At 72.7% G+C, this 12,682-nt stretch carries 8 protein-coding genes; 5 read left to right on the forward strand and 3 right to left on the reverse strand.

What is annotated here, in order from left to right; translation table 11 throughout:
• The first annotated feature begins 107 nt into the window (after positions 1-107).
• From AC27LF_RS31910 to moeZ, 5 genes are all read left to right on the forward strand, one after another.
• Positions 108-1,793: a DUF3492 domain-containing protein gene (locus AC27LF_RS31910; protein ID WP_479656239.1), complete on the forward strand. Its 1,686-nt coding sequence runs from the start codon at positions 108-110 to the stop codon at positions 1,791-1,793.
• The gene (locus AC27LF_RS31915; protein ID WP_479656238.1) at positions 1,790-3,349 is read left to right on the forward strand and encodes a hypothetical protein; all 1,560 of its coding nucleotides are present in this window, start codon (positions 1,790-1,792) and stop codon (positions 3,347-3,349) included. Before AC27LF_RS31910 ends, AC27LF_RS31915 begins: the two co-directional genes overlap by 4 nt.
• Positions 3,350-3,488: 139 nt before the next feature.
• A complete protein-coding gene (locus AC27LF_RS31920) occupies positions 3,489-4,448 on the forward strand; it encodes an NAD-dependent epimerase/dehydratase family protein (protein WP_479656237.1) in 960 nt (319 codons plus the stop codon).
• A complete protein-coding gene (locus AC27LF_RS31925) occupies positions 4,436-5,185 on the forward strand; it encodes a spherulation-specific family 4 protein (RefSeq protein ID WP_479656236.1) in 750 nt (249 codons plus the stop codon). Before AC27LF_RS31920 ends, AC27LF_RS31925 begins: the two co-directional genes overlap by 13 nt.
• Before the next feature lie 63 nt (positions 5,186-5,248).
• Positions 5,249-6,427 (forward strand): adenylyltransferase/sulfurtransferase MoeZ, encoded by a 1,179-nt coding sequence (moeZ, locus tag AC27LF_RS31930; RefSeq protein WP_479656235.1) that lies wholly within the window; start codon positions 5,249-5,251, stop codon positions 6,425-6,427.
• 98 nt (positions 6,428-6,525) lie between these two features.
• Here the strand turns inward: moeZ and AC27LF_RS31935 are convergent, their stop codons facing one another.
• The 3 genes from AC27LF_RS31935 to AC27LF_RS31945 all read right to left on the reverse strand — a co-directional run bounded on the left by AC27LF_RS31935 (position 6,526) and on the right by AC27LF_RS31945 (position 12,586).
• Positions 6,526-8,040, reverse strand: coding sequence for an alpha/beta hydrolase (locus AC27LF_RS31935; protein ID WP_479656371.1), 1,515 nt, complete (start codon positions 8,038-8,040; stop codon positions 6,526-6,528).
• A 181-nt stretch (positions 8,041-8,221) separates the two neighbouring features.
• Entirely contained in the window at positions 8,222-9,757 is a 1,536-nt protein-coding gene (locus tag AC27LF_RS31940) for an alpha/beta hydrolase (RefSeq protein WP_479656234.1), read from the reverse strand.
• A gap of 93 nt (positions 9,758-9,850) precedes the next feature.
• On the reverse strand, positions 9,851-12,586 hold the full coding sequence (locus AC27LF_RS31945) for a lysylphosphatidylglycerol synthase domain-containing protein (RefSeq protein ID WP_479656233.1): 2,736 nt from the start codon (positions 12,584-12,586) through the stop codon (positions 9,851-9,853).
• Between the last annotated feature and the right edge of the window lie 96 nt (positions 12,587-12,682).

Genomic DNA, 12,682 nt, shown 5'->3' on the forward strand with positions numbered 1-12,682 from the left:
CCCCCCCCCCCCCCCCCCCCCACCACCGTCCTGTCCGCTTACGTTCGTCCCGCTGTGAGCCGTCGGGACAACGGCGGCTCCCCAAAAGGGAGATCGGGGGTGCACACGTGCGCATCGGACTGCTTACCCAGGGTGGCTACCCGTATGTGAGCGGTGACGCCAGACTCTGGTGCGACCGGCTCGTACGCGGGCTCGGACAGCATGAGTTCGACATCTACGCGCTCAGCCGCAGCAGGCAACAGGAGGACGAGGGCTGGCTTCCGCTTCCACCGCAGGTCAGCCGCGTACGCACGGCACCGCTCTGGACGGCCGAGGACGACGGGGTCGGCTACGCACGGCGCGCGCGCCGGCGCTTCGCCGAGTGCTACGAGGATCTGGCGAGGGCCGTCTGCACCGGCTCGGACGGTCAGGCGGACCGTTTCGCCAGCGCCCTGTACGGGCTCGCGGAACTGGCCCGCGACGAGGGCGGGCTCGTCGGCGCACTGCGCTCCGAGACCGCCGTACGCGCGCTGGAACGTGCCTGCCGCGCCCCCGGCGCACCCCGCACGGTGCGCGAGGCCCGCGTCCCCGACCTCCTCACCGTCGCCGCACACCTCGAACGCGCCCTGCGCCCCCTCTCCCTCGACTGGTACGAGGACGACGGCCTCGGCTCCGTGGACCTGTGCCATGCGACGGCCGGCGGCCCCGCGGCCCTGCCAGGACTGCTCGCCGGCCACTTCTCCGGCGTGCCCCTCGTGGTGACCGAGTACGGCGTACAACTGCGCTCGCACTACCTGGCCGCCGGCGCCGGGACGCAGCCCCCCGCCGTACGGGCGCTGCTCGCCGCCTTCAACCGCCGGCTCGTCGCCGAGATCTACGCACGAGCCGTGCTCCTCACCCCGGGCAACACCCATGCCCGCCGCTGGCAGGAGCGGTGCGGCGCCGACCGTTCCCGGATCCGTACGGTCTACCCGGGCATGGAGGCGTCCCGCTTCGCCGAGGTCGGCGAGTCCCAGGAGCGCGCCGACGCGGACACGCTGGTGTGGGTCGGCCGGGTGGAGCCCGCCAAGGACCTGGTGTCGCTGCTGCACGCCTTCGCGGAGGTCCGCAGGGCGCAGCCCAAGACCCGGCTGCGGATCGTGGGCGCGCCGGCGGACCCCGAGGGCCGGGCCTATCTGGGGCACTGCAGGGCGCTCGCCGCCCAGCTCTTCCCGGACGAGGCGGACGGCGTGCACGCCGTCGGGGACAATCCGGTGTCCTTCGAGGAGATCGGCGGCCCGGAGACCCCGACCCTGGCCGACGCGTACGCCTCGGGTGCCGTGGTCGTCCTGTCCAGCGTGGTCGAGGGCTTCCCCATCGGTCTCGTCGAAGCGATGCTCTGCGGCCGTGCGACGGTGTCCACGGACGTCGGCGCGGTGGTCGAGGTCATCGGCGGCACGGGCCTCGTCGTGCCGCCGCGCAACCCGCGGGCGCTCGCCGAAGCCTGCGTGGCGCTGCTGCGCGACCCCGAGCGCCGTGAGCGCCTGGGCGCGGCCGCCCGCGCCCGCGCGCTCGAACTGTTCACGGTCGAGCAGAACATCGCGGCATTTCACGGCATTTACCTGGAGGCCGTCTCGCGCTGTCCGGTGCGGCGCGTGGTCCTCGACGGCTCCGGTGAACCCCTGCCGTTCGCCGTCCCGGCCGAGGCGCACATCCCCGGCCGCTGGACCGGCCCGGCAAGCCGCGTCCTCGCTCGCGGCGGCCCCGGCTGGGCCGTCACCGCCTCCGACCCGGTGGCGGCGACCCCGGTTGCGGCCACGGAGGGCGCCCGATGAGCGGCCTGGGCGAACTGGACCGCCCCGGAACCCCGGCCAGCCCCGGCGCCTGGGACGCCCGCTCCGAGGGCTGGCTCTTCGGAGAACCGAAGGAACCGGACGAGCCTGGTGAGTCCCCTGCGGCCGGTGAATCCGGTGACCCGTACGCGGCCTTCGCGATCGGCGAGGCCGACGTGACCGGCGAGGCCGATGTGAGGGAAGCGAGGGGTGTGAGGGACGTGAGGGACGTCATGCGGGCTCAGGAGGACACCGCCGGACACCCGGCGGCCGGTGCCGCGACCGCCGACGCCACCACGGACGGCACCGGTGAACGGCCGGCGTTCGGCGCCCCGGCCCGCACCCCGGCCGGCGCGAGGCCGACGGGCGCAGGCCGCGACGCAGGTGAGGGAAGCGGCGCCGGCCGGGACCGCGGTGCGGACGGTGCCGGCTCGGACACGAGGCGCGGGACCAGGGCGCGGCGCGGGGCCGACCCCGTGAAGACGCTGATGCACCGGCACCGCGACCTGTGCGAACGGGCCGTGGACCCGCTGGAGATCGCCGCCGGCCTTGAGGCGCACGGCATCACCGACCGGACCGCCGCCCGCTTCCGCCACCGCGACGTCTTCTCACTCGCCGAGGAGATGTACGCGCGCGTCCCCCGCGACGGCGACCGGCCCCCGCCGCCTGCACGAACCGCCCCGGCCGTCCGGGCACGCGCCGACTGGGTCCTGCGCGCCCTGCTGCCCGGTGCCGTGACCGGACTCACCCTGGCGGGCCTGCACCTCACCCACGGCCGCGCCCGCCTCCTGGTGGCCGTCGCAGGCGTCCTCGCCGTGGCACTCGGCGTGCGTGCGGCACTGCGCCGCGGCCCGCTGAGCACGCCGTCCGGCACGCACGCGTGGCGCCCCGCGGACGGCACCCACACGGGCACCTGGTGGCTGCTCGGCTACGCACTCCTCGGCGACGGCCTCCTCAGGGCCGCCCTGTCCGGCGGCCCCGACGGACTGCCGAACGGCACCGCGGACGGCCCCTGGCCGCTGACCGCCGCACCCGTCCTGGCCCTCACCCTGGCCTGCGTCCCGGCGGCCTGCTGCGCCCACCTCTTCGCCACCCGCGCCCGCCGCAGACTCGACGGCAGCCGCGGCCTTGAGGAGTTCGCCGCCGCCGTGCGGCCGTTGCTGTTCGGCACGTTCGCCCTGTTCCTCGGCGCGCTCGCCGTCCTCGCCGCGCTGTGCGGCGTGGTCCTGCGCGAGCCCGCCGCCTACCCCCAGACGCTTGCCCTCGGTGCCCTCCTCCTGCTCGCCCGTCTCCTCACCGTCCACCACCTACCGCACCCCGCGGCCCTTGCCCTCGCCGCCGCGGCCACGGCCGAGGCACTGGCGCCCGCCCTTGCCCTCGCCGCCCGCCTCCCCGGCTGCGCCTTCCTGGCCACCCCCGTCGAGGCCCTGGTGGACGCCTGGGGGCCCGGCGGCGTCCCGACGCTCGCCTGCGCGACGGCCGCACTGGCGCTGCTGCTCCACGCGAGCCGCGCCCTGACCCGGGCCTCGGCCCACGCGCCGACCGGAGAGCTGACGTGAACCCACTCGCAGACGCCCGGCCCCACGTGCGGCGGCGACCGCATCACCCCTTCGAAGGAGAAGACCAGATGACCACCTCCCGACCCGGAGCATCCGGAGCCACCGGAGCAGCCGGAGCACACACCCCGGGAGCCGAACGATGAGGGTCCTGCTGATCGGAGCCAACGGCTACATCGGCCGATTCGTCGCCGACCGTCTGCTCGCCGACCCGGCCGTCCAGCTCACCGCGCTCGGCCGCGGCGACGACGCCGACGTCCGCTTCGACCTCGCGACCGGCAGCCCCGGCGCGCTCACCCGCTTCCTGGACGCGGTCCACCCTGGCGTCGTCGTCAACTGCGCGGGCGCCACCCGCGGCGGTGCCCGCGAACTGACCCGGCACAACACCGTCGCCGTCGCCACGGTCTGCGAGGCCCTGCGGCGCAGCGGCTGCGGCGCCCGCCTGGTGCAGATCGGCTGCGGCTCCGAGTACGGGCCCAGCCAGCCCGGCTCCTCCACGGCCGAGGACGCGGTGCCCCGCCCCGGCGGCCCGTACGGCGTCAGCAAGCTCGCCGCCACCGAACTGGTCCTCGGATCGGGCCTGGACGCCGTCGTGCTGCGAGTGTTCTCGCCCGCCGGCCCCGGCACCCCGGCAGGATCGCCGCTCGGCCGGCTCGCCGAAGCCATGCGCCGCGCCATGCAGGCCGGCGACGGCGAACTCAAACTGGGCGGCCTCGGCGTGCAGCGCGACTTCGTCGACGTACGCGACGTGGCCCGCGCCGTGCACGCGGCCTCCCTCTCCGCCGCGCAGGGCGTCATCAACATCGGCTCCGGCCGGGCCGTACGGCTCCGGGACGCCGCCGCCGTCCTCGCCCGCGTCGCCGGATACGGCGGCGCCCTGCACGAACTCGACGGACCTCCCGGCCCGCTGCGCACCGCCATCGGGCACCCCCGCGCCGACTCCGACCACACGCCGCCCGTCGCGTACCCGTACCCGGACGGCTGCGGCAGCTGGCAGCAGGCCGACGTACGCACCGCACGCGACCGGCTCGGCTGGCGCCCCCGGATCAACCTTGAGGAATCCCTCGCCGACATCTGGATGGAGGCCGCATGCCGTATCTGACCAGCACCCCGGAGGGCACCGCCCGCGCCGCTCTGCGCACCGGCTTCGGCGTCCCCGGCCTTGCGCACCCCCTCCTCGCCCCGGCCGAGTGGGCCGAACTCACCCGTCCCGGCACGCCCCTGCACTGGGTGGTCCTCGATGTCGCCGACGGCCCCGGCGCGCACCCCGACCCGCACTGCCTGGAGGCCGCGGGCCGGCTGCGCAACAAAGGCGTCCGCGTCCTCGGCCACCTGGACGCCGCGTACGGCGCCCGCGCCCGCGCCGACCTGCTCTGGGACGCGCGCCGCTACCGCGACTGGTACCAGGTCGACGGCTTCCTGCTGGCCCGCTGCCCCACCGAGCGCGCCGACCTGCCCGACATCCGGCGTGTCGTCACCGCGCTGCGCACCCTCGACGCGGCCACCCACATCGTCCTCGGCCACGGCGCCCACCCGCACCCGGGCTACGCCGAGAACGCCGACCAGTTGGTCACCTTCTCCGGCACCTGGTCCGACTACCGCTGGTCGCAGGCCGCCGAGTGGACCGCCGACTACCCGCCCGACCGCTTCTGCCACTTCGTGCACGGCGTGCCCCGCGGCCACCTCGAAGAGGCGCTGCGCATCGCCCGCTGGCAGGGCGCGGCCACGATCTACTTCACGGACCGCACCGACCGCGGCGGCCACATCGACCCCTGGGAGACGATGCCCGGCTACTGGGACGACATCGTCTCGCGGATCGGAACGGGTGTCTCGGAATGAAAAAGGCCGTGGCAGTGTTACGGGTAGAACAACTGTAGTGTTTGACCGACCAACGGAGTCCCCGTGTCGCTGCCACCCCTGGTCGAGCCGGCCGCCGAGCTCACCGTAGACGAGGTCCGCAGGTACTCCCGCCACCTGATCATCCCTGACGTCGGGATGGACGGGCAGAAGCGGCTGAAGAACGCGAAGGTGCTCTGTGTGGGCGCCGGTGGCCTGGGCTCGCCGGCACTGATGTACCTGGCCGCCGCGGGCGTCGGCACGCTCGGCATCGTGGAGTTCGACGAGGTCGACGAGTCGAACCTGCAGCGCCAGATCATCCACAGCCAGGCCGACATCGGCCGCTCCAAGGCCGAGTCGGCGCGTGACACCGTCAAGGGCATCAACCCGTACGTGAACGTGATCCTTCACGAGGAGCGGCTTGAGGCCGACAACGTGATGGACATCTTCAGCCAGTACGACCTGATCGTCGACGGTACGGACAACTTCGCGACCCGCTACCTGGTCAACGACGCGTGCGTGCTGCTCAACAAGCCGTACGTGTGGGGCTCGATCTACCGCTTCGACGGACAGGCGTCGGTGTTCTGGTCGGAGCACGGCCCCTGCTACCGCTGCCTCTACCCGGAGCCCCCGCCGCCCGGCATGGTGCCCTCCTGCGCCGAGGGCGGCGTGCTCGGCGTGCTGTGCGCGTCCGTCGGGTCCATCCAGGTCACCGAGGCGATCAAGGTCCTCACCGGCACGGGTGAGCCGCTGGTCGGCCGCCTGATGATCTACGACGCCCTGGAGATGCAGTACCGCCAGGTCAAGGTCCGCAAGGACCCGAACTGCGCGGTCTGCGGCGAGAACCCGACCGTCACCGAACTCATCGACTACGAGGCTTTCTGCGGCGTCGTGTCCGAGGAGGCCCAGGCGGCGGCCGCCGACTCGACGATCACTCCCAAGCAGCTCAAGGAGTGGATCGACGACGGCGAGAACATCGAGATCATCGACGTCCGCGAGCCGAACGAGTACGAGATCGTCTCCATCCCGGGCGCCAGGCTCATCCCGAAGAACGAATTCCTCATGGGCTCCGCGCTGGAGGGCCTTCCGCAGGACAAGAAGATCGTCCTGCACTGCAAGACGGGCGTGCGCAGCGCCGAAGTCCTCGCCGTGCTGAAGTCCGCGGGCTTCGCCGACGCCGTGCACGTCGGCGGCGGCGTGATCGGCTGGGTCAACCAGATCGAGCCGGACAAGCCGGTCTACTAGGCCAACGCCCTCCCCGGTTCCCAAGGGGCCCGGCAGCGCGCCTGCCGGGCCCCTTCGCGCTGCCCGCCACATGCCCGGGGCGCGCGCCGCCTGGGCCGCTAGGCGCAGACCTTGCCGTCCTTCGGCACCGTCCCGTCCAGCAGATAGGCGTTCACCGTCGTATCGACACAGTCGCTGCCCCTGCCGTACGCCCCGTGACCCTCGCCCTTCCAGGTCAGCTCCACACCGACGCCCTTGCCCAGTTCGTCCGCCATCCTGCGGGCGCCCTCGTACGGGGTCGCCGGGTCGCCGGTGTTGCCGACCAGCAGGATCGGGGCCGCACCCGGCGCACTCACCTGCGGGGTGTCGTACTGCCCGGCGACCGGCCAGTCGTGACACCAGCCGGCCGTGTCCCAGCCCAGGAACTCCCCGAACACCGGGGAGATCTCCGCGAACTCCGGCAGCAGCTTCTTCGTCTCCTCCAGCGTGGGCCGCTGCCTGTCGTCCAGGCACGATATGACCCGTTGCGCGTGGGACGAGGTGCCGTAGCGCCCCGAGGAATCACGTTCGTTGTAGTCGTCGGCGAGGGACAGCAGCCGTGAGCCGTCACCCTGCTCGGCCGCCTCCAGCGCCTCGGTCAGCTCCGGCCAGCGGGACCTGCTGTACAGCGGCAGGGCGATGCCGGTGACCGCGAGCGACTGGGTGAGCCTGCGCCCGGACGTCGCCGGCAGCGGCCGGGCGTCGAGCCGGTCCAGCAGGTCCGCGATCTTCCGGGATCCCTCCGCGGGGTCCTGACCGGTGGATTTCAGGTAGTCGTCCAGGGCTCGCTGGAAGCCCAGCGCCTGGTTCTTGGCGTGCCCCACCGTGTCCGCGGTCGGGTCGACGACCGCGTCCAGGATCATCCGGCCCACGTTCTCGGGGAACAGGTGGGCGTAGACGCCGCCGAGTTCGGTGCCGTAGGAGATGCCGAAGTAGTGCAGTCTCGTGTCGCCGAGGACCTGGCGCATCAGGTCCATGTCGCGGGCGGTGTCGGTCGTCGAGGCATGCGCCATCAGTTCTCCGGCGGCGCGTGCGCAGCCCTTGCCGAAGTCGGCGGCGTCCTGGAGGAACGCCTTTTCCTCGGCCGGGGTGTCGGGGGTGTTGTCCACGGTCTCGGCGGCCTGGATGTCGCGGTCGCTGCGGCAGCGGACGCCCTCGCTGGCGCCGACGCCGCGCGGGTCGAAACTCACCAGGTCGTACCGCTCGCGCAGCTTGGCGACCGTCGTGGCGTAGTACGGCATCATCGAGACGCCCGAGCCGCCCGGGCCGCCGAAGTTGAAGAGCAGCGAGCCGATGCGGTCGCCGCCGGTGGCCCGCGCCCGGATCAGCGCGACATCGATCGTCCGGCCGTCCGGCTTCGACCAGTCCAGCGGGACCTTGAGCGTCGCGCACTGCCAGTCGGCGCTCGGCGCCGCGGAGTCCGCGGTGGCCTCGCAGCGGCCCCAGTCCGGCTGCTGCGCGGTGAGCGAGGCGGGCAGCCCGGCCCTGGACGGCCCGGCCGGTGCCGTAGGCGAAGCAGCCCGGTCCTTCCCGTCCCCCGCGCCCGCGCCTGTTTCTCCACTGCCGTCGGACGATCCGCCGCCGCATCCGGCCATCAGCACCGCTGCCGCGACCGCCGCCGTCCACCGTACGAAACGCACCTTGTGCACCCCCCTCGCAAGCCCTCCGCATCTCGGTCGCGGAGGGCGGTCAGGCCATAGTAGGCGGATCGAGCCGGACCCGTTACAGCCTGTGGATAACGCTCTGACCTGCTGGTTAATCGAATCTGATGGTGGGTCAGGTGCAGACCGTGCCGGCGGTCGGCAGCTTCCCGTCCAGCAGATAGCCGTTCACGGCGTCCTGCACGCACTTGTTCTTGCTGTCGTACGCGCCGTGCCCCTGCCCCTTGTACGTCAGCTGGATGCCGACGCCCTTGCCGAGCGCGTCCGCCATCCTCCGCGCACCCTCGTACGGGGTCGCCGGGTCGCCGGTGTTGCCCACGACGACGATCGGCGCGGATCCGGGCGCGCTCACGTCGGGGTGGTCGGCTGCGCCCGGCACCGCCCAGTTGGTGCAGCTGATCATGCCCCAGGCCAGGAAGTCCCCGAACAGCGGGGAGGCGGCCCGGAACTCGGGCACCTTGCGCTGGATGTGGTCGACGCTGTACCGCGGTTTCTCGTCGGCGCAGTTGATGGCCACGTTCGCGGAGGTGAGGTTGCTGTACTCGCCGCTCGCGTTGCGGCCGTTCATCGAGTCGGACAGCAGCATCAGGATCCTGCCGTCGCCGTCGTACGCCTCTTCCAGGCCCTCGGTCAGGTACTCCCAGAAATCCTTGGAGTACAGGGACTGCGCGATGCCGTTGGTGGCGGCGGTCTGGGTGAGCTGGCGCGGGAAGATGCCCGGGATCGGCTTCTTGTCGAGGTCGGCGAGGAGTTTGGCGATGCGGTTCTTGACGTCCTGCGGGGTGTCGCCGATCGGGCACTCGGTGACCTTCGAGGTGCAGTCGTCGGCGAAGTTGTCGAGCGCGCGCTGGAAGCCCCTTGCCTGGCCCAGAGCGTTCTGCTCGGGGGTCTTGGTGGGGTCGACGACCGCGTCGAAGACGGCCCGGCCCACCTTCCTGGGGAACAGGTGGGCGTAGACGCCGCCGAGTTCGGTGCCGTAGGAGATGCCGAAGTAGTACAGCCTGGTGTCGCCGAGGACCTGGCGCATCAGGTCCATGTCGCGGGCGGCGTCCGTGGTGCGCACATACGGCAGGATCGTCTTGGAGTTCTTCTCGCAGCCCGCGTTGAACCCCTTGGTCCGGTCCACCAGTTGGGCCCGCTCCGTGGCGTTGTCGGGCGTCGCGTCCTGCTGGAAGTACACGTCGAGCTGTGCGTCGGTCTTGCACTTGACGGGGGCGCTGCGGCCGACGCCGCGCGGGTCGAAACTGACCAGGTCGTAGCGTGTGCGCAGCTTCGCGTAGTCCGAGGCGAAGGCGGGCAGCGTGGTGACGCCGCTGCCGCCGGGCCCGCCGAAGTTGAAGATGAGTGAGCCGATCCGCTTGCCCGGGTCGCCGCTCGCCCTGGCCCGGATGAGGGCGAGCCCGATGGTGTCGCCCTTCGGGTTGCTCCAGTCCAGGGGCACCTCCAGGGTGGCGCACTGCCAGGGGCCGCTGCCCGGCAGCGGCGAGGGGGTGTTGCCGCCGCCCTCCGCCTCGGAGGGTGCCGGACAGTCCTTCCAGTCCAGCTTCTGGGCCGTCAGGTCCCCGGCCTTCGAGCCGCCGCCGCAGGCCACGAGCAGGGAGGGCAGCAGGACGGCGGCGGCCACGGCGGCGCGGATCCGGGAGGGCTTCATGATCCCATCCTGGGGCGGCGCACGCCGGGGCGCTCGGGGCGCGGGCCGTACGAGGGACGAGCCGCCCCCCTGGCCGGGCCGTGCCCCGGCGTGCTACAGGGAGCCCCGGCGGGAGAGATGGTTGAAGGCCAGCCAGCCCGGCAGCACCGGCAGCCACAGCGTGAGCAGCCGGAACAGCAGCACGGCCGGTGCGGCGACCTCCTTGGGGAGCCCGACGGCGATCAGTCCGACGGTCAGCGTGGCCTCCACGGCGCCCACACCGCCCGGAGTCGGCGCCGCGGAACCGAGGGCGTTGCCGGCCAGGAAGACGACGGCGACACTGGCGATGCTGAGCGAGGTGGACCCGTCGCCGAACGCGCGGATCGAGGCGTCCAGGCACATCACGAAGCAGGCGGTGAGCAGCAGCATCCCGCCGATGCCCGTGACCAGCTTCTGCGGGCGCTGCAACACGTCGAGCATGCGCGGCACGACGCCCGCGAACAGCGACCTCACGCGCGTGACGACGAATTTCCGCAGGAACGGCACCGAGGTCACCACGAGGACGAGCACCGCCACCGTCAGCAGGCCGGCGATGACCGTCCGGGACGGGGACAGCGACGGGGTCTTCTCGGTGCCGGTCAGGTAGCCGAAGGACAGCAGCATCAGAATGTGGCAGCCGAGCCCGAACAGCTGCGACGCGCCGACGCTCGCCACCGCGAGCCCGGGGCGCACGCCGGCGCGCTGCAGAAAGCGTGTGTTGAGGGCCACACCGCCGACCGCGGCCGGCGCCACGATCTTCACGAACGACCCGGCGACCTGCGCCCCCACGGTCCGCAGGAACGGCACGCGCTCGGGCACGAAGCCGAGGAGCGCCATCGCGGCGGCGACGTAACTGAGCGCCGAGAACAGCACCGCCGCCGCGACCCAACCCCACTGGGCCTGCGCGAAGAGCGTGCCGAACTCGATGTGGGTGAGCTGTGTCAGCAGGTAGTACGCGCCGATGGCGCCCGCGATGAAGCTGATCAGCGTGCGTGGCCGGACCCGCTCCAGCCGGGCCGGCTCCACCGGCGCCTGCGGCCTGATGCGCAGCACCTCGTGCCGGATCTGGGTGAGCAGATCGTCTTCGCGGGCCTCCTCCAGTGCCTCGTCGATGGCCCTCTTCTCGGCCCGCTGCTCGGCGCGCACGGCCTTCTTGTCGGGCTTCTCCAGGGACGTGTCGTCCGGGGCCTCCTCCAGGCGGGCCTGCTTGTCCTGCCGGGCTGCCTCCAGGACCGCCTCACGCTCGCGCTGCGCCCGTTCGCGGGCCAGTTTGCGCAGCGTCGCGCGCGTGGAGCGGGTCAGGGCGATGGGCTGGAGCATCGGCAGACAGTCGGCGACCGCGTCGGGCCCGAGGACGCCGACCGCGGAGGCCACCGCCCGCTCGGCGCCGACCCGCAGTCCGAGCGTGGTCACGAGCTGGGCGACATCCATACGCAGCAGCAGATCTCCGGCCGCGATCTCGCCGCCGCGCAGATCGGTGAGGATCACCGAACCGGACCGGTCCACCAGGATCGCGTCGCCCGCGAGCCTGCGGTGCGCGATGCGTCGCGACTGCAACGCCTGCACCTGGTGCCAGGCGTGGCGCAGCAGCTCGTCGGTGATCTCCTCGTCGGCCAGTGAGTCGAGCGTGCGCCCGCCGGTGTGCTCGTAGACGAGCATGACGGCGTCCGGGCCCAGCTCGGAGGTCGCGATCAGCTTGGGCGCGTTGGCGCCGGCCGCGATGGCGGCGTACGCCAGCAGCGCCTCCTGCTCCAGCGCCTGGCGCAGCGACTGCAGGCTGGATCGGGTGGCGAAGCCGCGCAGGGTCAGATTGCGCCACGCCCGGTAGAAGAAGCCCTGGGCCTGCTGCTCCCGGTCGACGACGGTGACGTCCAGCGGCGGACCGTCCTCCAGGGTCACGAAGTAGCGTCGTCCGCGGTCGCCGTTCTCGGTGTCCGCGGCCTCCTCGCGTGCGGCGGACACCGGGTGGAAGCCGACGTGCCGCAGGCCCGCCATCAGCGTGCGCCCGGTGGGGCGGACGTTCGGGGAGCCGACCGCGTACAGCGTCCCGTAGGCCACGGTCCAGCCGATCAGCACCGTCAGGATGATCGAGAACGGCGTCGTATAGCCGGTGACGAGCATGGAGAACGCGTCGAGCAGCAGCACGATCCACAGCACGGCACGCCAGCGCGGTCTGCGGGACATGCCGACGGCCGTCATGTACGCGATGACGGGGGCCAGGTAGCCGTGCACCGGGTCGGTCAGGGCGTGGATGTTGCCGGGGGATGGCTGGGTGAGCGCTTCCTGGATCGAGTTCGGAGCGCCCCTGGCGACCCAGAGGTCGGTGGCGAGCGTCACCCCGTGCGCGAGGACCGCCGCCAGGACGCCGTCGGCGATGCGCAGCCCGTCCCGCTTGATCAGCCGCTCGATCGCGAACGCGACCGGCACCAGGAGGATGGCGATGCTCGACGCCAGCCCCGCGATCTTGATCAGCAGGTCGGGTGCCTGGCCGGTGCCCTTGTTGATGTCCTGTTCCAGGCCCGAGGTGGTGCCGTGGGCGAAGGCGGCGACGGCCAGGAGCACGGCGATCGCCAGCACGCCCACCAGGAGGCGCATCAGGTCGGAGGGCCGGTGCACGCGCGCGGGAAGCAGCGGTTCGTCGCCCTCGACCTCGTCGGCGTGGGCGTCATCCGGGCAGTCGGCGAGGTGCGCCGCGCCGGTGCCGTTGTCCGCCTCGGCGGGGCTCGTGCCGTGCGGCTGGGCGGCGTCCGGGCGCGCCCCGGCGTCGGAGGTGCCCTCCGCGCCCTCGGCGTGCACGCCCTGCTGCTTCATGGTCTCTTCTTGGTCTCGTATCACCGGTCACCGCCCGCACGATGGTGGCATGACCCTCCGACACACAGGGTCATCAGGGTGCAAATGCGGGGCGCA

This window comes from Streptomyces diversicolor (assembly GCF_057537855.1).

What these genes read in the sequence shown, in the direction of transcription:
- AC27LF_RS31915 (WP_479656238.1), top strand. Translation starts at nt 1,790, where the DNA reads ATGAGCGGCCTGGGCGAACTGGACCGCCCCGGAACCCCGGCCAGCCCC.
- AC27LF_RS31920 (WP_479656237.1), top strand. Translation starts at nt 3,489, where the DNA reads ATGAGGGTCCTGCTGATCGGAGCCAACGGCTACATCGGCCGATTCGTC.
- AC27LF_RS31925 (WP_479656236.1), top strand. Translation starts at nt 4,436, where the DNA reads ATGCCGTATCTGACCAGCACCCCGGAGGGCACCGCCCGCGCCGCTCTG.
- AC27LF_RS31935 (WP_479656371.1), bottom strand. Translation starts at nt 8,040, where the DNA reads ATGGCCGGATGCGGCGGCGGATCGTCCGACGGCAGTGGAGAAACAGGC.
- AC27LF_RS31940 (WP_479656234.1), bottom strand. Translation starts at nt 9,757, where the DNA reads ATGAAGCCCTCCCGGATCCGCGCCGCCGTGGCCGCCGCCGTCCTGCTG.
- AC27LF_RS31945 (WP_479656233.1), bottom strand. Translation starts at nt 12,586, where the DNA reads ATGAAGCAGCAGGGCGTGCACGCCGAGGGCGCGGAGGGCACCTCCGAC.